Source organism: Variovorax sp. P2_H12, from assembly GCF_056403395.1.
The window spans coordinates 1-21378 of record NZ_JBFUFO010000047.1 but is presented as its reverse complement, the minus strand read 5'-3'; the positions used below and the strand labels follow the sequence as shown (position 1 = coordinate 21378).

Sequence of the window (21378 nt, the reverse complement as noted above, 5' to 3'; positions counted from 1 at the left end):
GTTCGGATGGAAGAGATTCAGGCGTGGCTGGGCAGGATGGCTTGCACGGCTTCGGGCCATTGGCCCTGGCGTGCCCACAGGCGCATGGCTTCGATGGACGGTGCGAGGAAACGGTCCTGTTCGATGAAGGCGACGCGCTCGCGGATGCTGGCGAATTCGGCTTCGAGCAGCGGCGAGCTCTTCAGCCCTCTTTTCAGCTCGATGCCCTGCGCCGCAGCCATCGCCTCGATGCCGACGACGACCGCGGTGTTCTCGACCATCTCGCCGAGCCGGCGGCCCGCGAAGGTGGCCATCGACACATGGTCTTCCTGGTTGGCCGAGGTCGGCAGGCTGTCGACGCTGGCCGGATGGGCGAGCGACTTGTTCTCCGACGCCAGCGCCGCGGCCGTGACCTGCGCGATCATGAAGCCGGAGTTGACGCCGCCGTCGCGCACCAGGAACGGCGGCAGGCCCGACAGGCCGCTGTCGAGCAGCAGCGCCATCCGGCGCTCGGAGATGGCGCCGATCTCGGCCACCGAGAGCGCGATGATGTCGGCCGCGAAGGCCACCGGTTCGGCGTGGAAGTTGCCGCCCGAGATCACGTCGCCGTTGTCGAACACCAGCGGGTTGTCCGAAGCCGCATTGGCCTCGATGCGCAGCACGCGCGCCGCATGCGCGAGGTTGTCCAGGCACGCGCCCATCACCTGCGGCACGCAGCGGATCGAGTACGGGTCCTGCACCCGGCCGCAGTCGGCATGGGACGGCAGGATCTCGCTGCCTTCGAGCAGTGCACGCACCGCCCCGGCCACCGCCATCTGGCCGGGCTGGCCGCGCGCGGCGTGGATGCGGGCGTCGAAGGGCTTGATCGATCCCTGGATGGCTTCCAGCGACAGCGCACCCGCCATCAGGCCGGCCGCGAACACGTCCTCGGCGCCGAACAGGCCGGCCAGCGCCAGCGCGGTCGACACCTGGGTGCCGTTGAGCAGCGCCAGTCCTTCCTTGGGGCCGAGGACGAAGGGTGCGAGGCCGATGCGTGCCAGCGCGTCGGTGCCATTGATGACTTCGCCATCGGGCGCCGTGACCTCGCCCTCGCCGATCAGCACGCAGGCCAGGTGCGCCAGCGGCGCCAGGTCGCCCGATGCCCCGACCGACCCCTTCGACGGGATGCGCGGCAGCAAGCCGGCGTTCGACAGCGCGAGCAGCGCGTCGACGATCTCGGGCCGCACGCCCGAATGCCCGCGCGCCAGGCTCACGGCCTTGGTCGCGAGCACCAGCCGCACCACGCCCGCGGCCAGCGGCTCGCCGGTGCCCGCGCTGTGCGACAGCACCAGGTTGCGCTGCAGTTCGGCCAGCCGCTCGGGCGGGATGGTGGTCTGCGCCAGCTTGCCGAAGCCGGTGTTGATGCCGTAGACCACCTCGCCCGCCTCGACGATGCGGCGCACCGTGGCCTGGGCCGCCAGCAGGCCGGCGCGGGCCGACGGGTCGAGCGACAGCTGCACGCCGCCGGCATGCACGCGGCGCAACGTGGCAAGGTCGACGTCGCCGGGCGCGAGGACGATCGGTGCGGAGCCGAGGGGGGTGGTGTTCATGGGTTTCTCCTGTCTATACAAGTAGGTTCGTGCGAAAGGCGAAGAGCGGCGTGCGCGCTCAGCCGAAAGAGGGATTGCCGTCGGCGCGGAAGCGGCTGCCGAGCCGGTAGCGCGAGGCGGGATGCAGGCAGCGCACCACCGTCACCGGCAGGGTACGGGTCCAGGTGCGGCGCGTGAGCAGCAGGCAGGGGTCGGTCACCGGCATGTCCAGGCGCTCGGCCTGCTCGGAGGTCGGCAGCACGGCATCGACCACATGCTCGATCTGGTCGAACGGCACGTTGCGCACCAGGTACTCGCTCGGAGGGACGAGCGAGAAATCCTGCTCGAGAAAATCCGGCACCACGCGCGGGTTGACATAGCGATCCTCGAGCTGCACCGGGGTTTCGTTCTCCAGGTGCAGGCAGACCGTATGGAAGACCGACTCGCCGGGCCGCAGGTCGAGCCAGACCGCCACGTCGGGCGAGGCGGCGACGCGCTCGGCGGCCAGGAATTCGCAGCGATAGTCGTGGCCGCGTTCGCGGATCTCGCTGGCGATGTTGGCGATCTGCAGCAGGGTCGACTGCGGCCTGTCCTCGGCCACGAAGCTGCCGACGCCAGCCACCCGCACGATGCGCCCCTGCTCGACCAGCTCGCGCAGCGCGCGGTTGACCGTCATGCGCGCGACACCGAATTGCGCCACCAGCTCGCTCTCCGACGGCAGGCGGTGGCCGGCGCTCCAGGAGCCGTCCTGGATCTTGTGCGTGATGAAGGCCTTGATCTGCTCGTACAGCGCCAGCGCGGGGGACGTCGAGGCCGCGGCGCGCGGATGCGCGCTGCGACGGGCGTCGGTGGCTTTGCGAAGGCTGGCGGCTGTCATGCGGTCTTTCGTGCGGCGTGGATCAATGCTCGGCGGCGGCCATGGACTCGGCGCGGATCTCTTCGGTCAGGCGCGCCTTGATCTCCATGAACTCGGGCGAGGTCTTGATCGTGTAATGGCGCGGATGCGGGAAGTCCACCGCGATCTCGGTCTTGATGCGGCCGGGCCGGGCGCTGAACACCGCGACGCGGTTGGCCATGAAGATCGCCTCGTCGATGTCGTGCGTGACGAACAGCACGGTCTTGCGGGCCGACTCCCAGATGCCCAGCAGCAGTTCCTGCATCAGCACGCGGGTCTGGTTGTCGAGCGCACCGAAGGGCTCGTCGAGCAGCAGGATCTTGGGGTCGTTGGCGAGTGCGCGGGCGATCGCGGTGCGCTGCTGCATGCCGCCCGACAACTGCTTGGGAAAGTGGTTCTCGAAGCCGCGCAGGCCGACCTTGGCGATGAAGAAGTCGCTGCGCTCCTTCTGGTCGGCCTCGCTCATGCCGCGCTCGCGCAGGCCGAAGCGGATGTTCTGCGCAATGGTGAGCCAGGGGAACAGCGTGTAGCTCTGGAACACCACGCCGCGATCGGCGCCCGGGCCCTCGATGGTCTGGCCATCAAGCAGCACGCGCCCTCCGGTCGGGTAGTCGAGTCCGGCCACGATGCGCAGCAAGGTCGACTTGCCGCAGCCCGAGGGGCCGAGGATGGTGACGAAGTCGTTCTCGCGCACCTCGAAGTCGACCGGCAGCAGCGCCTGCGTGCTCTGGCCGCGCGTGCCGGTGAAGGTGCGCGAGACACCGCGAATGGACAGCTGATTCATCACAGGGTGCTCCAGGCGAAGAGACGGCGGTTGAGGGCCTTGAAGGCGAAGTCGGAGATGAGCCCGATGATGCCGATCACGATGATCCCGAAGATGATCTGCCCGGTGTTGAGCAGCGCCTGGCTGTCGGTGATCATGTGGCCGATGCCGGAAGAAGATCCGATCAGCTCGGCGACGATGACATAGGTCCAGGCCCAGCCGAGCACCAGGCGCAGCGTCTCGGCGATCCCGGGCGCGGCACCCGGGATCAACACCCGGGCGACGATGCCGCGGCTGTTGGCACCCAGCGTGTAGGCGGCTTCGACCAGGTCGCGCCGCGCGCTGCCCACCGTGACCGCCACCATCAGCGTGATCTGGAACACCGAGCCGATGAAGATCACCAGCAGCTTCTGCGTTTCGCCGATGCCGGCCCACAGGATCAGCAGCGGAATGAAGGCCGAGGCCGGCAGGTAGCGGCAGAACGAGACGAAGGGCTCGAAGAAGGCCTCGACGCTCTTCCACGTGCCCATCGCGATGCCCAGCGGCACCGCCACTACGGTCGCCAGCACGAAGCCGCCGAACACGCGCCAGACGGTCATGCCGATGTCGTGGCTGAAGTTGTACTCGGTGAAGAGCAGCACGGCCTCCTTGACCATCGTGACCGGGCTGGCCAGGAAGGTCGGCGAGACGAAGCCGCCGAGCGTGAACAAGGCCCAGACCACCACGAAGAGCACGAAGAAGCCGACGCCGAGCAGCCAGCGCGCCCGCGCGCTGACGGGCTCGAGTGGCGCCAGCGCGCGGCGCCGGCGTGGCTCTGCTGGCGTGGCCGAGGCGCCGGGGATCACCGGATTGGTTGAGTTCATGACAGGCGTCGCGCTCATGATCGATGGCGTCCGTTACTTGATGAAGCTGGTGTCGAAGGTGGCGTTGAGGTCGTCGGGCGCCTTGCGGATCACGCCGGACTCCAGCAGGATCGCCTGCGCGTCCTTCATGAACGGCACGATGTCGTTGGCGAAGAACTTCTGGTTGGCCGCCTTGTCCGACCAGCGCAGGTTGGCCGACGACTTCGCGAACTGCTCGCCGGTCTGCTTGACCGCCGCGCCCATGATTTCGTTCGCCTTGGCCGGGTCGGTCTTGATCATGTCGAGGGCCTCGAAGTACGAATTCGCCAGCGCCTGGGCTGCCTTGGCGTTGGACTTGAGCCAGGTCGGGGCGCAGCCCACGGTGTCCATCACCATCGGGTAGTCGAGCGTGGTGGCGAGAATCTTGCCGGCGGTGGGGTTGGCGCGCACGGTCGAGAGGTAGGGCTCGTAGGTCATGGCCGCGTCGTTCTGGCCGGCCACGAAGGCCTGGGCGGCGGGCTGGGGCTCGAGCGAGACCAGCTTGACGTCCTTCATGGACATGCCGTTCTTGCTGAGCATCCAGGCCAGGCCGAAGTACGGCGCGGTGCCCGGGGCGCTGACGCCGATGGCCTTGCCCTTGAGGTCGGCGAAGCTCTTGACGTCGTTGCGCACCGCGATGCCGTCGGCGCCGTAGGACTTGTCCATCTGGAAGATCTGCACGATCGGCACGCCGTTGGCGTTCCAGGCCACGTGCGTCTCGACCGTGGTGGCCGCGCACTGGATCGCGCCGGAGGCCAGCGCCAGGTGGCGGTCCTTCTGCGGGATCATGCGCAGGTCGACCTCCAGGCCGTTCTTCTTGAAGATCCCGGCCTTGTCGGCCAGCGTCAGCGGCGCGAAGCCGGTCCAGCCCGACATGCCGAGGGTGATCTTGGTGTCTTGTGCGTGGGCGCTGGTCGCCATGCCCGCGATGCACGCACCTGCCGCCATCAGCGAGGCGATCTTTGCTACCGTCTTGACCATTCAGGTTCTCCTGTTGCGTTTCAAAATTTCGGCTCGCCGGCGACGCGAAAAACGCGAACTCCAGCAGTGCGGCCGAGTTTCATTCCCCGCGATGCACCTGTATATACAGGTTAACCCGGAATTGCGGTCCGGATCAAGAGCCGCTTGGCCCCTTGTCAGGGCGCGAAAGCGGTTTCATGCACCAAACGCTGTCTAGACAGGGTCTGGCGGCGGCGAATGGATGAGGATAAGCAAACGACGTGCCAGATGAAGCGGCTAGCGGGTCAGGGCATCGGCCTGCCTCGAAACGCTGGCCTGCACGACCGCCGCGAAGGGCTCGGCCAGCGGCGAAGCGAAGCTCCCCGGCGGCGGATAGGCCAGCACCACCGACTGCAGCGCGAGCTGGCCGCGCAGCCGCCGGCAGGCGATGCGCTTGCCGTCATAGGCCTGGTCGCGCAGCGGCCGCGTCGTCAGCAAGGAGACGCCGAGCCCGTTCGCCACCAGCGAGCGGACCATTTCGAGCGAAGCGCTCTCGTGCGCGATCCGCGGCATGACGCCGGCATCGCGGAACAGCGAAAGAAAGTACTCGCGGCTGTGCGGCAGGTTGATCAGCACCAGCGGCTCGCGCGCAAGGTCGGCGATGCGCAGGCTCGTGGCCCTTGCCAGCCGGTGCCCCCACGGCAGCAGCGCGTAGGGGCGCAGCTGCATCACGGGCTCGAGCCGCACGCCGCGCGCCAGGCCGAGGTCGTACATCAGCGCGACATCGAGCGCGCCGCGCTCCAGCATTCGCGTGAGCGTCTCGGTATCGCCTTCGACCAGCTGCACCTCGATCGCCGGGCAGTCCGCCGCCATGCGGGCCAGCATGTCCGGCAGCCAGCGCGGCGCCAGGGTGCTCAGGCAGCCGACGCGCAGCAGGCCGGCCAGCTCGCCCGAGCGCGGCGCGGCCAGCGTGCGCGCCTGCTCGAGCAGTGCATGCGCCTCCCGATGGCGCAGCGCACCGGCCGAAGTCAACTCGAGCCCGCGCGCGTGCAGCCGGACGAACAGCGGTTCGCCCCAGAGTTCCTCGAGATCGGCGATGGCCTTGGAGATCGACGGCTGCGAGACGCTGAGCGCCTCGGCCGCGCGGGCGGCGCCGCCATGCCGGGCCGCGGCGACGAAGTATTCGAGCTGGCGAAGGTTCAGGTGAATCATTTTTCTTGATCCAAGACATCAATGATGAGTATTTTCAATTGATTCAATGGAGGCCGACCATGGCGACCTTCCGGTCACGAAAGGACCCCGCCATGACAGCCTCCGCCCGTCCGCTCGACGGCATCCGCATCCTCGACTTCACCCGCGTGCTCGCCGGGCCCTTGTCCACCGCTCTGCTGGCCGACCTGGGCGCCGAGGTGATCAAGATCGAACCGCCGCAGGGCGACGACTACCGCGCCATCGGGCCGATGAAGAGCGGCCAGAGCGCGCTCTTCACGGCGATGAACCGCAACAAGAAGAGCATGGTGCTCGACCTGAAACATCCCGATGCGGTGCGGCTGGTGCGCGAACTCGCGGCCCGCGCCGACGTGGTGGTCGAGAACTTCCGCCCGGGCGTGGCCGAGCGGCTCGGCATCGGTCCCGAGTCGCTCGCGCGGCTGAATCCGAAGCTGGTCTATGTGAGCGTCTCGGGCTTCGGCCAGACCGGCCCCTATGCCCATCGCCCGGCCTACGACATCATCGTGCAGGCCATGAGCGGCCTGATGGAGGCGACCGGCGACCCCGAAGGCCCGCCCACGCTGGTCGGCGAGGCGGTGTCGGATGTGGTGGCCGGCCTGTTCGCCTCCTGGGCCACGCTGGCCGCGCTGCTGCAGACCCAGCGCACCGGTCGCGGACAGCACGTCGACGTCGCGATGTTCGACACCACGCTGAGCTTTCTCGCAACCTCCATGGCGCGCTATCTCTTCACCGGCAAGCCGGCGCGGCGGGTCGGCAACCGGCACCCCCTGTCGGCGCCCTTCGGCGTCTATCGCGCGCACGACGGCCACTTCGCGCTGGCGGTGCTCAACAAGAAACTGTTCGATGCGATGGCCGTCGCGATGGAGCTCCCCACACTCGTGCAGGACCCGCGCTTCACCACCGACGCGCTGCGCTCCGAGCAGGAGCCGGCGTTGCGCAGCCTGATCGAGGACTGGGCCGGCGCGCATCCGGTCGAGGAAGTCGTGCGCCGGCTCGACGCCGCGGGCGTGCCCGCCGCGCCGATCTGGAACATCGCGCAGGCGCTGGAATCCCCGCAGGCCCAGGCGCGCGAACTGCTGCGCGAGGTAAACGACGATCGCCTGCCCGGCCTGCGCCTGCCGACGCAACCGGTGCGCTTCAACGGCGCCGCACCCAACCGCAGCGCACGCGCGCCCGCGCTCGGCGAACACACCGACGAACTGCTCGCCAGCCTGCTGGGCTGCGGCCTCGACAAGCTCGCCGAGTTGCGCGAAGCCGGCGCCTTCGGCGTCCCGGCGACCTCCTCTTCACCACTCAAGGAAACGACATGACACGACTCGGCGTCACCGAAGAAGACCAGGCCCTGGCCGATGCGGTCGCGCGCTATGCGGCCGAGGCCGTCGCGCCGCTCGCGCGCGCCATCGACGAGGAGGAGCGCTCGGCGACCTGCCATGTGCCGCAGCTCGCAGCGCTCGGCGTGATGGGCATGAACCTGCCCGAGCGCTGGGGCGGCCCCGGCGTGTCGCCGACGGCGATGCTGCTGTCCCTGGTCGAGATCTCGCGCGCCTGCGCCGCGACCTCCTCGATGATCGGCGCCCACTACCTGGGCACCGACGCCGTGCTGATCGGCGGCGACGATACGCAGCGCGCGCGCTACCTGCCGCGCGCCGCCAGCGGCGAGTGGCTGGCCGGCTTCGCGCTCACCGAACCGCGCGGCGGCTCGCACCCGGCCGACCTGCGTACGCGCGCCGTGCGCGACGGCGACCACTACCGCATCGACGGCGTCAAGCACTTCATCTCGAACGCGGCCGAGGCGAAGTTCCTGGTGGTGTTCGCCAAGACCGACGCCACGGCCGGCGCGCGCGGCGTCAGCGCCTTCATCGTCGACACCGACCTGCCGGGCGTGCGCATCTCGTCGCCCGAAAAGCTGATGGGCATCCGCGGCGGCCATGCCTTCGAGGTCGCCTTCGAGTCGGTGAGCGTCCCGCTCGCGAATCGCCTCGGCGACGAAGGCAGCGGCTTCAGAACCGCCATGAAGGTGCTCGACAACAGCCGCCTCGACGTCGCCGCGACCTCGCTCGGCATCGCCGAAGCCGCGCTGGCGGCGGCTGTGGCCTGGGCCCGCGATCGGCAGATCGGCGGCGAGCCGCTGGCCGGCAAGCAGGGCATCCAGTGGATGCTGGCCGACATGAAGATGCGGCTCGAAGCCTCGTGGGGCCTCACGATGCAGGCCCTGGCACTGCGCACGGCCGGCGAGCCCTTCACGCTGCAATCCGCCATGGCCAAGCTCCATGCGTCCGAAATGGTGGCCTTCGTGGCCGACACAGCGCTGCAGATCCACGGCGGCTACGGCTTCACGCGCGAGATGCCGCTCGAGCGCTACGTGCGCGATGCGCGCATCCTGCGCATCTACGAGGGCTCGTCGGAGATCCAGCGCAACATCATTGCGCGCATCGTGCTGGGCTGAGCTTGCTTGCCCGATGCGGGCAGCCATCCCATAATTGACCTTTACGTAAACGTCAATTACCTCATGGCAGCCACTTCCTTCATCGCCCAGGACCCCGACTATGCGCAGCGCGTGCGCCAGAGCTTCGAGCGCCAGGGCGCCATGGCCACCATCGGCGCGCGGCTGGACGAGATCGCGCCGGGCCGCGTGGCGATCGAACTCGACTGGGCCGCAGGCCTGACCCAGCAGCACGGCTTCCTGCACGCCGGCATGGTGGCGGCCGCACTCGATTCGGCCTGCGGCTACGCCGGCTTCACGCTGATGCCGGCCGACGCCGCGGTGCTGACCATCGAATACAAGATCAACCTGCTCGCGCCCGCCAAGGGCCAGACCTTCCGCATGGTCGGCAGCGTGGTCAAGCCGGGCCGCACGGTCACGGTCTGCGAGGGCCATGCCTACGCGATCGACGAGGGCCGCGAGAAGCTGGTGGCCACCATGGCCTGCACGCTGATGGCCGTTTTCGGCCGCGAAAACATCCAATCCTGACGGCCGCGGGCGCGCCGCCAAGCGACAATGACGTCCGGCTCGCCGCCATGAGGCTGGTGGGCCGCCCTTCATCCACCGCCGAACCGTGTCCGCCTTGCCCATCGCCTCTTCCGTCTCCGCGCTCGCGCCTTCGTCCGGCGCCGACGATCCGCAGCTGATCCTCCACGAGATCTTCGGCTACGCGCAGTTCCGCGGTCCCCAGCAGGCGATCGTCGATCACGTCGTGGCCGGCGGCGACGCGCTGGTGCTGATGCCCACGGGCGGCGGCAAGTCGCTGTGCTACCAGATCCCCGCCATCGCCCGCCAGCGTGCGGGCCACGGCGTGACCGTGGTGGTGTCGCCGCTGATCGCGCTGATGCACGACCAGGTCGGCGCGCTGCACGAAGCCGGCGTCGACGCCGCCTTCCTCAATTCGACGCTCGACTGGGAGCAGACCCAGGACGTGGAGCGCCGCATGCTGCGCGGCGAGATCACCCTGCTGTATGCGGCGCCCGAGCGTGTCAACACGCCGCGCTTCCTGTCGCAGCTGGATTCGCTCAGGGAGCGCGGCAAGCTGGCGCTGTTCGCGATCGACGAAGCCCATTGCGTGAGCCAGTGGGGCCACGACTTCCGGCCCGAATACCGTGCGCTGACGGTGCTGCACGAACGCTATGCCGGCGTGCCGCGCATCGCGCTCACGGCCACGGCCGATGCGCTCACGCGGGCCGACATCGTCGAGCGGCTGCAGCTCGAAGAGGCGCGCCAGTTCGTCTCGAGCTTCGACCGGCCCAACATCCGCTACACCATCGTCGAGAAGAAGGAAGCCACCACGCAGCTGATGCGCTTCATCGAGCGCGAGCACGAGGGCGATGCGGGCGTGGTCTATTGCCAATCGCGCAAACGGGTCGAGGACGTGGCCCAGACCCTGCGCGATGCCGGCGTCAACGCCCTGCCCTATCACGCGGGTCTCGATGCCGCGGTGCGGCAGAAGCACCAGGACCGCTTCCTGCGCGACGAGGGCATCGTGATGGTGGCCACCATCGCCTTCGGCATGGGCATCGACAAGCCCGACGTGCGCTTCGTCGCCCACCTCGACATGCCGAAGAACATCGAGGGCTACTACCAGGAGACCGGCCGCGCCGGCCGCGACGGCGCGGCGGCCGATGCCTGGATGGCCTACGGCCTGCAGGACGTGGTGAACCAGCGCCGCATGATCGACGAGAGCCCGGCCGGCGAGGAGTTCAAGCAGGTGATGCGCGGCAAGCTCGACGCCCTGCTGTCGCTGGCCGAAGCCAGCGATTGCCGGCGCGTGCGGCTGCTGGGCTATTTCGGCGAGAAGAGCACGCCCTGCGGGAATTGCGACAACTGCATCACGCCGCCCCGGGTCTGGGACGGCACCGATGCGGCGCGCAAGCTGCTGTCGACCATCTATCGCGTGCAGCAGCAAAGCGGTATCAGCTTCGGTGCCGGTCACATCATGGACATCCTGCGCGGCAAGGCGACCGAGAAGGTCAAGCAGTTCGGGCATGAGAGCGTCAGCACCTTCGGCATCGGCGCGGAGTTCAGCGAAGCGCAATTGCGCGGCGTGCTGCGCCAGCTGATCGCCACCGGCGCCCTGTCGGTCGACGCCCAGGCCTACAACACCCTGCAGCTCACCGACGGCTCGCGCGCCGTGCTCAAGGGCGAGACCCAGGTGATGCTGCGCGAGTCGGTCTCCTCGCCGGCCGAGCGCAAGCCGCGGCGCGAGAAGTCGGTTCGCGGCGCGCCCTCGCCCGCCTCCGCAGCGCTCGACGCGTCCGGCCAGGCCCGCTTCACGGCACTCAAGGCCTGGCGCGCCGAAGTCGCGCGCGAGCACAACCTGCCGGCCTACGTGATCTTCCACGACGCCACGCTGGCCGCGATCGCCGAACGCGCACCGGCCACGCTCGAGGACCTGCAGGGCATCAGCGGCATCGGCAGCAAAAAACTTGAAGCCTACGGCGATGACGTCCTGCGCGTCTGCAGCGCGTTCTGAGCTCGCCCCCAGGTTGCCCGGCACTTCGTGTCCGGGCGCCCCCCCCTACCGGGGGCAACACCAGCGGCCCGGCCAAGCCGGTTCCGCGGTGTTTCACCAACGGGCCTGGCTGCGCCGGCCGAGCTATGGGCGAGCGACGATGCGGTTTTCGCGCAGCGGCGAGCGCACCAGGTAGGGAATGCCGGCGGCCTCGGCCTTGCCGAGCGCGACCTCGGCCTTGCTCGCCGCCGCCGCTGGGCAGGCACCGGTGCTGCGCAAGGTCAGCGCGGCCGCCAGCCGGGCTTCCGCCGGATCGCCCAGCGCGTGGCCGAAGTCGTCCGCCACCGCGCAGGTCGGCGCGAAGCCGTCGCCGTAGTCGCCGAAACCCTGTTGGTTCACACCCTGGAACTGGATCGCGAAATACGTCGTGCCGCAGTTGTCCTGCGGATAGAAGCCATAGGGCTTGCCGCAGGTCGCGCCGCCGACCAGGTTCACCACGATGCCCACGCCGCGCAGGCTGTTGACGAGCGATTCGCTGGCCGAGCAGGTGTCCGGCCCCGTGAGCACCGTGACGCGCGACAGGCCCAGTTGCGGCAGGGGCTGCCCCGCAGCGGTCGAGAGACCGCGCGTGGTCGCGTGGAACGGAATGATCGTCTGCTGCAGGGCCAGGCGAAACGGATTCTTGCTGTTGAACTGCAGCCGCTCGAACACCGTGCCGCTGGTGGCCCCGGGGGTGCCGACCATGTAGGCCAGTTCGCTGGCCACGTCGAGCAGCCCGCCGCCGTTGTAGCGCATGTCGATCACCAGGTCGGAGATCGACGCCGCCTTGAGCTGGTCGACGGCCGCGATCAGCTGCGATTCGGCGGTCGCGAGGTGGTCGTTGAAGAGCAGGTAGCCGACCGGGCCGCTGGCGGTGCGGATCGCCTGCACGCTCTGCACCGGCGTGCGCGAGATGCGGGCCGAGGTCAGGCTCACCAGGCGACGGCTGCCATCGGCCGCCTGCAGCCTGAAGCTATGGGTCTCGCCTTCGCGCGCCGGCCTCAGCCCGGCGTTGAGTCCGCCGACGTCGGCACCGGCCACGACGTCGATGCCGTCGATCTCGACCAGCTTGAGGCCGCGCTCGATCGTCGCCTGCGCCGCAGGCGACCCGGGTTCGGCGAAGGCGACGCGAATGTCGCGCGGCGGCGCGGCGCTCAGGAAGGCCAGTTCGAGCCCGTAGCCGACCTCGACACCGCTCTGCGACAGCGCTCGATAGTCCGCCGTGTCGGCTGTGAAATGAAAGCGGTCCCTGGGCTTGCCTGAGGCGGTCAGGTTCGGCGTCTTGAGCACGCCGAAATACGCGATCGGCGTGGTGTAGTCCGCGGCCGCGAGCGTGGCCGGCACCTCGGCGAACCAGAGGTAGGTTTCGTCGATCCACGCGCGGACCCAGCGCTTCTCGGTGGCGAGCGAACCGCTGCGGTCAGGGAAGGCGGCCCCGGTGTCCGGGTCGACGCCGAAGCGCGGCGCGGCGCACTGGCCGGCGACGCTGGCGGAAGCCACGATCGGATCGTCGCCCGGCGCCGCGGGTGTGGGCGCCGACAGCGCAGCCGGTGGCAACGTCGCGCCGCCACCTCCGCCCCCACCGCATGCACCGAGCAATGCCGCCACAGCCAGCGCTGCGGCACCCATGGCGCGACGACCCGCGCCCATCTTCCGGCCACCCCTCATCGATCACGCTCCCTCGCGCGCGCGGAAGAAATCCGGCGCTCTTTCTGTGTTGGTGTCTACTGGACGAAGCCCATCCCGCGCGACTCGCGCACTTCGGGCTTGATCCGGTGCTCTGCATCGAGCTGGTCCAGGAACTCGGCGGCCGAGAACTCGACCGCCAGGATGTCGGTCTGGCGTTTGACGGCCGCGAAATCACCCGGGCACAGCTGCGGCAGCCTGGCCAGCCGCAGCTTGATCTCGCTGGTGATCAGGCTCGCATCGCCGGCCAGCGCCTCGGTCACGAACATCCGCTCGCGCTGCTCGCCGGTCAGCGGCATGAACTTGATCTTGAAGGTGAAGCGGCGCAGCGCGGCCTGGTCGAGCCGGTCGAGCAGGTTGGTGGTGCAGACGAAGATGCCGTCGAAGCGCTCCATGCCCTGCAGCATCTCGTTGACCTCGGTCACTTCATAGGTGCGCTGGGCCCCGCGGCGGTCCTGCAGGAAGCTGTCGGCCTCGTCGAGCAGCAGCACGGCCTTCTCGGCTTCGGCTTCCTTGAACATGGCCGCCATGTTCTGCTCGGTCTCGCCGACGTACTTGCTCATCAGGTCGCTCGCCTGCTTGATGATCAGCGGCCGCCCGATCGCCTTGGCGATGTGCTCCGCCAGCGCCGTCTTGCCGGTGCCGGGCGCGCCGTAGAAGCACATGGTGCCATGGCCGCGCGCCTTGAGCGCCTCGACGATGCGCGGGATCTCGAAGCGGGTCTCGACGTTGAGCATCTCGAGGTCATACGTGGTGACGCTGCGGCGCGCGCCCAGCCCATCGGCCGTGCCGAGCGCGAGATCGGCATTCTTGAGCTGGCGCTCGATCAGGCTTTCGACGGACCCTCCGTCGGTCATCGCCAGTTCGGCGAAACGCACCGCGGTCCGGATCTGCGCCGGCGTCAGGCCCTTGCGCCCGGCCAGCTTGGCGGTGAAGGCTTCGGACACCGCCACGCCTTCGAGCGTCTTGCGCACCAGTTGCTCGCGGGCGCCGGGCGGCGGCGACTTGAGCTCCAGGTGGTAGGCGAAGCGGCGCCGGAAGGCCGGATCGATCTGCTCGATCCGGTTGGTGACCCAGAGCGTCGGCACCGCGTTCGTTTCGAGGATCTGGTTGACCCAGGCCTTGCCGCTCACGCTGCCGCTGGTGGGGGACGGGATCTGCTCGGCGCGCGCCATGAGTTGCGCCGCCTCGGTGCTGATCGGCGGGAACACGTCCTCGACCTCGTCGAACAGCAGGGCCGCCTGCTCGCTGCCCTTCAGGAACACCTGCGCGATCTGCAGCGAGCGGTAGCGATCGCGGCCCGACAGCGAGTTGCCGTCGCGGTCGGCGTACTCGACCTCGAACAGCTCCAGCCCCGCGGCCTGCGCGACCACCTTGGCAAGCTCGGTCTTGCCGGTGCCCGGAGGACCGTAAAGCAGCACGTTGACGCCCGGCTCCTTGCGCCCGACCGCCGCGCGCAGCAGGGTGACCAGCATCTGCGTATCGTCCAGCACGAATGAAAAATCATGGACCGACAGCGCGCTCTTGGCCGACGGCCGCGTGAACACCGCCATCAGCTCGTTGCGATCGCGGTACTCGCGCATCAGCACCGGCGGCAGCTTCTCGCTGACCTTCATGAGATCTGCCAGGTCGGTGATGTTGTGCTCGGAGATCAGGTTCTCGACCAGCCCGATGCGCTCCAGCCGGGACCCGGCGCGCAGCGCCTCGCCGACCTCGCTGGCGCTGACCCCGGCCACTTCGGCGATCGCGGCATAGGCCTCGGGCGCGTTGTTGACCTTGAACTCGACCAGCAGCGAGCGCAGGTCGCGCTGGTAGCGCGCCAGCGTGCCGTAGAGCAGCAGCGCGCGCTCGGCCTTGTTGAGCTGCAGCAGGCCGGCCAGCGCGTCGATGTTCTTCTCGACCAGGGTCGACTGCTTGCGCAGCGCATGGGTGAGCCAGTCGCGCGTCACCGACAGCACGGACAGCAGGTCCTTGGGCTGGTCCTTGGCGTATTCGTCGAGGTAGAAAAACAGCGTGCCTTCCTCGTAGGGCCCGCGCCAGACGCCATGGCGATCGAGCAGCGTGCGGCCGTCATAGGCCTCGACGCCCTTCCAGATCTCGTTGCCGACGCAACGCCGCACCAGAAACTCGCGCAGCCGCTGCAGCACCGGCAGCGGCCAGACCAGGTGGCGGCCGGTCAGGGACAGCAGCCCGTTGAGGTCCCGGCGCACGTTGAAGCGCGGGCCCTGCTTGGCCGCGAGAGTCAGCACGAAGTGCGAACACATGAGTTCGAGCACCGGCGCTTCCTTGAGTCCGGGCGATGGCAATGCATGGCCGCGCGAAGCCGCGGCCACCACATCGACACCGGAACGCTTGACCATCGGACAACCTCCAGCTAGGAGAAGGTGAATCTGGACGCGACCATAGCGCAGAGTTTTGGCTTGGGGAAGCCTGCGGACGCGAAATACCTTGTTGTTGCAATTCCGTCCACAATTCTCCCGATGATTGGAATCGAAGCTATCGAACGCGCAGCCCGGCGCCTCCACGGGCAAGTGCTGGACACGCCCTGTGTCGAATCGCGCACCCTGTCCGAGATCGTCGGTGCCCAGGTCTTCCTCAAGTTCGAGAACCTGCAGTTCACCGCCTCGTTCAAGGAACGCGGCGCTTGTAACAAATTGGTCGATCTTTCGGAAAGCGGCGTCAGCGGGGTGATCGCCATGTCGGCCGGCAACCATGCCCAGGGCGTGGCCTACCACGCCCAGCGCCTGGGGCTGCGGGCGCTGATCGTGATGCCGCGCTTCACGCCCGGCGTCAAGATCGAACGCACGCGCGGCTTCGGCGCCGAGGTGGTGCTGCATGGCGACACGCTGGACGCCGCGCGCGCGCACGCACTGGCGCTGGCCGAGCGCGAGGGGCTGGCCTTCGTCCATCCCTACGACGACGAGGCGATCATCGCCGGCCAGGGCACGGTGGCGCTCGAAATGCTGGATGCGGTGCCCGACCTGGATGTGCTGGTGGTGTCGGTCGGCGGCGGCGGGCTGATCGCCGGCATGGCGGTGGCCGCCAAGGCGCGCCGGCCGGGCATTCGCGTCGTGGGTGTCCAGACCTCGCGCTTCCCGGCGATGGTGAATGCGGTGCGGGGCACCCACCATCCCCAGGGCACCAGCACCATCGCCGAGGGCATCGCTGTCGGCACGCCGGGGGTCCTGACCCGCGAGATCATCGCCCGGGAGGTGGACGACCTGCTGCTCGTGGACGAGGGGGACATCGAGCAAGCGGTGCTGATGCTGCTCGAAATCGAGAAGACGCTGGTCGAGGGGGCAGGTGCGGCCGGGCTCGCGGCGCTGATCCGGCACCCCGAACAGTTCCGGGGGCAGCGCGTCGGCCTCGTGCTGTCGGGCGGCAACATCGACCCGCTGCTGCTGGCCGCCATCATCGAGCGCGGCATGGTGCGCGCCGGCCGCCTCGCCCGCGTGCGGGTCAGCGCGCGCGACGTTCCGGGCTCACTGGCCCATATCACGGCCACCGTCGCGGAAGCGGGCGCCAACATCGACGAGGTGCACCACCAACGGGCCTTCACCATGCTGGCGGCGCAGAACGTGGATGTGGAACTGGTGCTGCAGACGCGTGGGCGGGAGCATTTAGCGGCGGTGCTGGAGGCCTTACGGGAGGCGGGGTTCGAGGCGGTGGAACAACGCTGAGCGCCGGCCGGGCCTTCGGATCGGCTTTTTCCGATTCGGGCGCCGGAAAAGGCCAACTCGCAGAAGGATGCGCTACGTCGCAAGGCTTCGGCCTTAGTCTCGCGGCGCATGATCGAACGCGGAATCCACGCCTTCCGAGGAAAAGGCGTCCTCTTGTTGCAAGGCCCGGTCGGGCCTTTTTTCAGTCGTCTCGCGCACGACCTGGAAATCGCAGGGGCCACGGTATTCAAGGTCAACTTCAATGCCGGGGATTGCCTGTTCTATCGGCGGCCGGCGTTTTCGTTCCATGGCGACATGGCCGATTGGCCGGCCTGGCTGGAAGCGCTCCTCGAGCGACTGGACATCCACGTGCTGCTGATGTTCGGCGACTGCCGGCCGATCCATGTGGCCGCACACGAGATCGCCGAGCGGCGCGGGCTGGAAGTGGGCGTGTTCGAGGAGGGCTACCTGCGCCCTCACTACATGACCTTCGAGCGCCACGGCGTGAATGGCCATTCGCAGGTGCCGCGTTCCCCCGAGTTCTACCTGGACCAGCCCGAGGCGAGCCGTCCGCGGCGCACGGAGCCGGGCAACACCTATTGGCACATGGCTCTGTGGGCGTTCCTGTACTTCTCGATCGGCAGTCTGGGAAAACCGTGGTTTCCGCGCTACGTGCATCACCGTACGCTGGCCCTGACCGAGGCTTGGCCCTGGGTGCGCTCGGCTTGGCGCAAGCTCAAATACCGCGCACTCCAGCGCGGCACGCTGGAGCGCCTGTGCAATGAGTGGGCCAAGAAGTTCTTCCTCGTGCCGCTGCAGGTCTTCAATGACGCGCAGATCTTCGTGCATTCGAAGTTCGACTCGGTGGAAGAGTTCGTCGAGGAGGTACTCGGCTCCTTCGCGCGGCATGCGCCGGTGGATACCGCGCTGGTGATCAAGCATCATCCGATGAGCCGGGGCTATACGGATTACACGGGCCTGATCAGGCGTCTGGCGCGCGAGCACGGCATTGCGAACCGGTGCTTCTACATTCATGACCAGCATCTGCCGACGCTGCTGAAGCTCGCGCGCGGCGTGGTGGTGGTCAACAGCACGACGGGACTGCAGGCCCTCAACCATCACGTGCCCGTGAAGGCCTTGGGCGATGCGATCTTCAACATGCGGGGCCTGTGCCATCAAGGCTCGCTCGATGCGTTCTGGCGCGAGGCCTCGAAATGCGCGCCGAACAAGCGCCTGCTGAAACGATTTGTCAGTTACCTGGTGGCACGGAGCCAGCTCAACGGGAGCTTCTACAGGCGCACGCCGGCACGGGTCCGCGAAGCAGCTTCCACTTGGCATGCGACCGACTGGGGCGCTCTGCCGCCGCCCGCCCAAAGACGGGTGCAACTCAAGGGTCTGGCCATGCCGCTTTCGAATTCCACCCAAAGCACCCGCTCGAATCAGCGCGCGCGGCATCGCAGTTCTTCACGCACAACGTCGGCCTGAACGCTTGAGCCAAACAGCGAATTCTTCCGCTTTGGATATAGAAGATTCGCGCAACTAATTGCGAATATTCGGCAATTGCATTTGCATAAAATATCGAGCCAATCTTCGATGAACATTCAATTCAGCGACTCCAACCAGTCCCGCCCTAATCCAGGAAGCCGTTCATGTTCGTCATGGACTTGACGCGCATCCGCTCCGACCGCGAGGTCGCCGATTGACTCCCCCTTCTCTACTCGCAACTTCGGACCGGACGCGCCGCAGCTCGCTCGAAATCACGTTCTCGGTATGGCGGGCGCTGTTCATGCGCGAGGCGTTGTCGCGCGTCTCGTCGCAGCGCCACGGCTGGGTCTGGCTGTTGATGCAACCCGTCGCGCACATTGCACTATTGATGCTTCTGTTCTCGACGCTGCGCCAGCGCAGCCTGGCGGGGGCGGACTTCGCCCTCTTCCTGGCACTGGGACTGCTCGGCTTCCAGCTGTTCACGAACACATCGCGGCGAAGCGCGTCCGCCCTCTCCGCGAACCGGGGCTTGCTTGTTTATCGCCAGGTCCTGCCGATCGATGCGGTCCTGGTGCGCGCCATGGTCGAGGGCACGATCCAATGCTTCGTCAGCTTCGTCCTGCTTGCCGGCGCGGCGTTGCTCGGCTTCGACGTGCTGCCACATGACCCGCTTCGAGCTCTTCGCGCCTTTTTCCTGTTGTGGCTGCTCGGGACCGGACTGGGTCTGACGCTGTCCGTGGCGTACGTCCTGATTCCGGAGGTCGAGAAGATCGTGGGCTTCGTTTTTCCACCGCTCTATTTTGCTTCCGGTGTGCTGTTCTCCCCGGCGGCGGCGCCGGCTCGGCTGCAGGAATGGCTGCTCTACAACCCACTGATGCATGGCCTGGAACTGGGCCGATCCGCATTCTTCCCTGGGTACTATGTCGTGCAGGGAGTCAGTGAGGGCTACGTGGCCTCGTTCGGCGTCGCTCTCGCACTGACGGGGCTCCTGCTCCATCGCCGTTTCGCGGTGCAGGTGGCCGCGCAATGATCGAGTTGCTCGACGTTCACAAGCGCTACCGCACCGACCACGGCAAGAGCAAGTGGATCCTTCAAGGCCTGAATCTCCGCATTCCGACAGATCGAGGCGTCGGCCTGATCGGCGCCAACGGCCAAGGCAAGTCGACATTGCTTCGACTGATCGGCGGCATCGATACCCCCACCAAGGGCCGCGTCGTGCGTCACCGTCGCACTTCCTGGCCGATGGGACTTGCGGGTGGCCTGCAAGGCTCGCTCACCGGGCGACAGAACGCAAGGTTCGTCTGCCGGATCCTCGGCCACGAGGCCGACATTCCGGATCGTCTTGATTTCATCGCGAACTTCGCCGAGATCGGAGACGCATTCGACGAGCCCATCAAGACCTATTCGAGCGGCATGCAGGCCAGGCTGAAGTTCGCCATGAGCCTGGCCTTCGACTTCGAGGTCTATCTGGTGGACGAACTGACCGCGGTCGGCGATGCCGCCTTCCGCAAGAAGGCGCAGACGGCATTCAAGCAGCTGGCGGGCCATGGCAGCGTGATCATGGTGTCGCACAGCGAGAGCACGCTGCGGGAATTCTGTCAGAGCGGCATCTGGCTGCACGACGGCCAGGCGCATTGGTTCGACGAACTGGGCGATGCGCTGACAAACTACAAAGAGAGCATTCGAGCATGACCGACATCACGAGGACCGGCGTCAGGCCGGACACCTCCGCCTCCTCCGCCGCGGGGACTTCCCCATCCACCGTGGATACGCCAAGGACGTCGCTCTTGTCGCGAGCGCGGCGTCATCCTCTGCTGAGCGCGGCAGTGTTGCTGATCCTCCTGGCGGCCGTGTACTGGTGCTTCGTGGCATCCGACCGCTATGTGTCCGAGGCCCACGTCGTGGTCGACCGGACCGACTTCAGTGCCAGTCAATCCGTGGATCTGGGCAGCCTGATCACCGGCAGTGGCGGACGCAGCCAAAGCGACATGATGCTGCTGCGCGATCACTTGCGATCGATCGACATGCTCAACAAACTGCAGGCCCGGCTCGACCTGCGCAGCCACTACAGCGACAGCTCCCGCGATCCCTTGTCCCGCATGTGGTCCGCGACATCGCCTCAGGAGTTCTTCCTGCGGCACTATCTGCGCCGCGTCAGCATCGAGATGGACGAGATGGTCGGCGTGCTGCGGATTCGCGCTCAGGCATTCGACCCCGCCACCGCGCAGGCCATTGCCAAGGCCCTGCTCGAGGAAGGGGAGGCCTTCATGAACGAGATGGGCCACCGCCTGGCACGCGAGCAAGTCGCATTTCTCGAACAGCAGGTTGCAGAAAGCGGCGAGCGCGCCTTGGTTGCCCGGCGCGCGCTGCTGGATTTCCAGAACAAGACCGGCCTGATCTCCCCGCAAGCGAAGGCCGAGAGCCTGGTCGCGATCGCGGCACGCCTGGAAGGGCAGATTTCCGAACTCAAGGCACGGAAGGCCGCGATGCTCGGCTATCTCAGCCCGCAGGCGCCCGACGTCGCGCAGATCGACCTGCAGATCGGGGCTCTCGAGCGGCAGCTTGCCGCGGAGCAGAAGCGGCTCGCGGCGCCCCAGGGCAGCACGCTGAACAGCAGCGTCGAGGAATACCAGCGGCTGGAGCTCGAATCAACGTTCGCGCAGGACGTCTATCGGACGTCGCTGGTCGGACTGGAGAAGGGGCGCATCGAAGTGGGCCGCACGCTCAAGAAGATCTCGGTGCTGCAAAGCCCCAACCTGCCCGAATATCCGCTGCAGCCGGAGCGGCTCTACAACCTGCTGGTGTTTGCGCTGGCCGCGCTGGCGCTTGCGGGAATTGGGCATTTGCTGCTGGCGATCGTGCGGGATCACAGGGACTGAAGAGGCATGCCTCGCCCCTGACTCCCTCGGCACAACGCATCGGCTTGGGTGGATCTCAATTATCGATGTGCCAGCCCCGTGCTGACCACCTCCTAAGCCACGGCAACCCAGATTGGAACGAAGTAGCAATGCTCATACTGAACAACATCTCGCCTCAATGCAATGACCACATCGAAATTGATCGGGAGCCCTACGCTTGCAAGAACGTGACAATTCGGGTCGACGGCCGAGGAAATCGACTCTTCGTCGGGAAGAATGTTCATCTTCACAACGTCACGCTGTAGGAGCGATTTAGTAATGTCGCGTTCTGGCCGATTTCAGATGTCGCAAAGTCGCCCAACCCAGGTTCTGGGCTTGGGGTCCGGCCATGGCGACATCAACGGCGACGATCACGATGACGATGCGCGAAGCAGATCGGCTCAAGACCAAGAC

The 21378-nt window shown here is 67.5% G+C and carries 18 protein-coding genes; 9 read left to right on the top strand and 9 right to left on the bottom strand.

The genetic code is table 11. The features are described from left to right. Nucleotides 1–17 precede the first annotated feature (17 nt). The 6 genes from hutH to AC1DYK_RS29510 all read right to left on the bottom strand — a co-directional run bounded on the left by hutH (nt 18) and on the right by AC1DYK_RS29510 (nt 6237). The gene (gene hutH / locus AC1DYK_RS29535; protein ID WP_478169542.1) at nt 18–1568 is read right to left on the bottom strand and encodes a histidine ammonia-lyase; all 1551 of its coding nucleotides are present in this window, start codon (nt 1566–1568) and stop codon (nt 18–20) included. Between the two features lie 58 nt (nt 1569–1626). Next, complete coding sequence (gene hutC / locus AC1DYK_RS29530; RefSeq protein WP_478169541.1) at nt 1627–2424, bottom strand: histidine utilization repressor; 798 nt, start codon at nt 2422–2424, stop codon at nt 1627–1629. Between the two features lie 22 nt (nt 2425–2446). After that, the gene (locus AC1DYK_RS29525; RefSeq protein WP_478087896.1) at nt 2447–3226 is read right to left on the bottom strand and encodes an ABC transporter ATP-binding protein; all 780 of its coding nucleotides are present in this window, start codon (nt 3224–3226) and stop codon (nt 2447–2449) included. After that, nucleotides 3226–4068, bottom strand: a complete 843-nt coding sequence (locus AC1DYK_RS29520; RefSeq protein WP_478169540.1) for an ABC transporter permease — start codon at nt 4066–4068, stop codon at nt 3226–3228. The genes AC1DYK_RS29525 and AC1DYK_RS29520 overlap by 1 nt, the downstream gene beginning before the upstream one ends. 33 nt (nt 4069–4101) lie before the next feature. Next, nucleotides 4102–5067, bottom strand: a complete 966-nt coding sequence (locus AC1DYK_RS29515) for an ABC transporter substrate-binding protein (protein WP_478087900.1) — start codon at nt 5065–5067, stop codon at nt 4102–4104. A 255-nt stretch (nt 5068–5322) separates the two neighbouring features. Then, nucleotides 5323–6237, bottom strand: a complete 915-nt coding sequence (locus tag AC1DYK_RS29510; RefSeq protein WP_478169539.1) for a LysR family transcriptional regulator — start codon at nt 6235–6237, stop codon at nt 5323–5325. Nucleotides 6238–6329: 92 nt separating this feature from the next. Here AC1DYK_RS29510 and AC1DYK_RS29505 point away from each other — a divergent pair, with 92 nt between their 5' ends. The 4 genes from AC1DYK_RS29505 to recQ all read left to right on the top strand — a co-directional run bounded on the left by AC1DYK_RS29505 (nt 6330) and on the right by recQ (nt 11219). Continuing rightward, nucleotides 6330–7565 (top strand): CaiB/BaiF CoA transferase family protein, encoded by a 1236-nt coding sequence (locus AC1DYK_RS29505; protein ID WP_478169538.1) that lies wholly within the window; start codon nt 6330–6332, stop codon nt 7563–7565. After that, a complete protein-coding gene (locus tag AC1DYK_RS29500; RefSeq protein WP_478169537.1) occupies nt 7562–8701 on the top strand; it encodes an acyl-CoA dehydrogenase family protein in 1140 nt (379 codons plus the stop codon). The genes AC1DYK_RS29505 and AC1DYK_RS29500 overlap by 4 nt, the downstream gene beginning before the upstream one ends. A gap of 63 nt (nt 8702–8764) precedes the next feature. After that, entirely contained in the window at nt 8765–9226 is a 462-nt protein-coding gene (locus AC1DYK_RS29495) for a PaaI family thioesterase (RefSeq protein ID WP_478169536.1), read from the top strand. A 100-nt stretch (nt 9227–9326) separates the two neighbouring features. Further along, nucleotides 9327–11219, top strand: coding sequence for a DNA helicase RecQ (gene recQ / locus AC1DYK_RS29490; protein ID WP_478169560.1), 1893 nt, complete (start codon nt 9327–9329; stop codon nt 11217–11219). Between the two features lie 123 nt (nt 11220–11342). On the opposite strand, the gene AC1DYK_RS29485 is transcribed toward recQ, so the two are convergent. Together AC1DYK_RS29485 and AC1DYK_RS29480 are read right to left on the bottom strand one after the other, a co-directional pair. After that, nucleotides 11343–12905 carry a S41 family peptidase gene (locus AC1DYK_RS29485; protein ID WP_478169535.1) on the bottom strand — a complete coding sequence of 521 codons (1563 nt, stop codon included), beginning with the start codon at nt 12903–12905 and terminating at the stop codon, nt 11343–11345. 56 nt (nt 12906–12961) lie between these two features. Beyond that, a complete protein-coding gene (locus tag AC1DYK_RS29480) occupies nt 12962–15283 on the bottom strand; it encodes an ATP-binding protein (protein WP_478169534.1) in 2322 nt (773 codons plus the stop codon). A 120-nt stretch (nt 15284–15403) separates the two neighbouring features. Here AC1DYK_RS29480 and AC1DYK_RS29475 point away from each other — a divergent pair, with 120 nt between their 5' ends. Further along, complete coding sequence (locus AC1DYK_RS29475) at nt 15404–16603, top strand: threonine ammonia-lyase (RefSeq protein WP_478169559.1); 1200 nt, start codon at nt 15404–15406, stop codon at nt 16601–16603. Between the two features lie 93 nt (nt 16604–16696). Here the strand turns inward: AC1DYK_RS29475 and AC1DYK_RS29470 are convergent, their stop codons facing one another. Further along, complete coding sequence (locus tag AC1DYK_RS29470; RefSeq protein ID WP_478169533.1) at nt 16697–16951, bottom strand: hypothetical protein; 255 nt, start codon at nt 16949–16951, stop codon at nt 16697–16699. 9 nt (nt 16952–16960) lie between these two features. On the opposite strand from AC1DYK_RS29470, the gene AC1DYK_RS29465 reads away from it, so the two are divergent. The 4 genes from AC1DYK_RS29465 to AC1DYK_RS29450 all read left to right on the top strand — a co-directional run bounded on the left by AC1DYK_RS29465 (nt 16961) and on the right by AC1DYK_RS29450 (nt 20946). Beyond that, nucleotides 16961–18067 carry a capsular biosynthesis protein gene (locus tag AC1DYK_RS29465; RefSeq protein WP_478169558.1) on the top strand — a complete coding sequence of 369 codons (1107 nt, stop codon included), beginning with the start codon at nt 16961–16963 and terminating at the stop codon, nt 18065–18067. Between the two features lie 214 nt (nt 18068–18281). Then, nucleotides 18282–19097 (top strand): ABC transporter permease, encoded by an 816-nt coding sequence (locus AC1DYK_RS29460; RefSeq protein ID WP_478169532.1) that lies wholly within the window; start codon nt 18282–18284, stop codon nt 19095–19097. Beyond that, complete coding sequence (locus AC1DYK_RS29455; protein WP_478169531.1) at nt 19094–19759, top strand: ABC transporter ATP-binding protein; 666 nt, start codon at nt 19094–19096, stop codon at nt 19757–19759. The genes AC1DYK_RS29460 and AC1DYK_RS29455 overlap by 4 nt, the downstream gene beginning before the upstream one ends. A gap of 134 nt (nt 19760–19893) precedes the next feature. Next, the gene (locus tag AC1DYK_RS29450) at nt 19894–20946 is read left to right on the top strand and encodes a KpsE/RkpR family capsule polysaccharide export protein (RefSeq protein WP_478169530.1); all 1053 of its coding nucleotides are present in this window, start codon (nt 19894–19896) and stop codon (nt 20944–20946) included. The last annotated feature ends 432 nt before the right edge of the window (nt 20947–21378 follow it).

Bases quoted from the DNA above. Each gene is read 5' to 3' on its own strand.
- hutC (WP_478169541.1), bottom strand. From the start codon at position 2,424: ATGACAGCCGCCAGCCTTCGCAAAGCCACCGACGCCCGTCGCAGCGCG.
- AC1DYK_RS29480 (WP_478169534.1), bottom strand. From the start codon at position 15,283: ATGGTCAAGCGTTCCGGTGTCGATGTGGTGGCCGCGGCTTCGCGCGGC.
- AC1DYK_RS29500 (WP_478169537.1), top strand. From the start codon at position 7,562: ATGACACGACTCGGCGTCACCGAAGAAGACCAGGCCCTGGCCGATGCG.
- AC1DYK_RS29465 (WP_478169558.1), top strand. From the start codon at position 16,961: ATGTTCGGCGACTGCCGGCCGATCCATGTGGCCGCACACGAGATCGCC.
- AC1DYK_RS29475 (WP_478169559.1), top strand. From the start codon at position 15,404: ATGATTGGAATCGAAGCTATCGAACGCGCAGCCCGGCGCCTCCACGGG.
- AC1DYK_RS29485 (WP_478169535.1), bottom strand. From the start codon at position 12,905: ATGAGGGGTGGCCGGAAGATGGGCGCGGGTCGTCGCGCCATGGGTGCC.
- hutH (WP_478169542.1), bottom strand. From the start codon at position 1,568: ATGAACACCACCCCCCTCGGCTCCGCACCGATCGTCCTCGCGCCCGGC.
- AC1DYK_RS29495 (WP_478169536.1), top strand. From the start codon at position 8,765: ATGGCAGCCACTTCCTTCATCGCCCAGGACCCCGACTATGCGCAGCGC.
- AC1DYK_RS29515 (WP_478087900.1), bottom strand. From the start codon at position 5,067: ATGGTCAAGACGGTAGCAAAGATCGCCTCGCTGATGGCGGCAGGTGCG.
- AC1DYK_RS29455 (WP_478169531.1), top strand. From the start codon at position 19,094: ATGATCGAGTTGCTCGACGTTCACAAGCGCTACCGCACCGACCACGGC.
- AC1DYK_RS29505 (WP_478169538.1), top strand. From the start codon at position 6,330: ATGACAGCCTCCGCCCGTCCGCTCGACGGCATCCGCATCCTCGACTTC.
- AC1DYK_RS29525 (WP_478087896.1), bottom strand. From the start codon at position 3,226: ATGAATCAGCTGTCCATTCGCGGTGTCTCGCGCACCTTCACCGGCACG.
- AC1DYK_RS29520 (WP_478169540.1), bottom strand. From the start codon at position 4,068: ATGAACTCAACCAATCCGGTGATCCCCGGCGCCTCGGCCACGCCAGCA.
- AC1DYK_RS29510 (WP_478169539.1), bottom strand. From the start codon at position 6,237: ATGATTCACCTGAACCTTCGCCAGCTCGAATACTTCGTCGCCGCGGCC.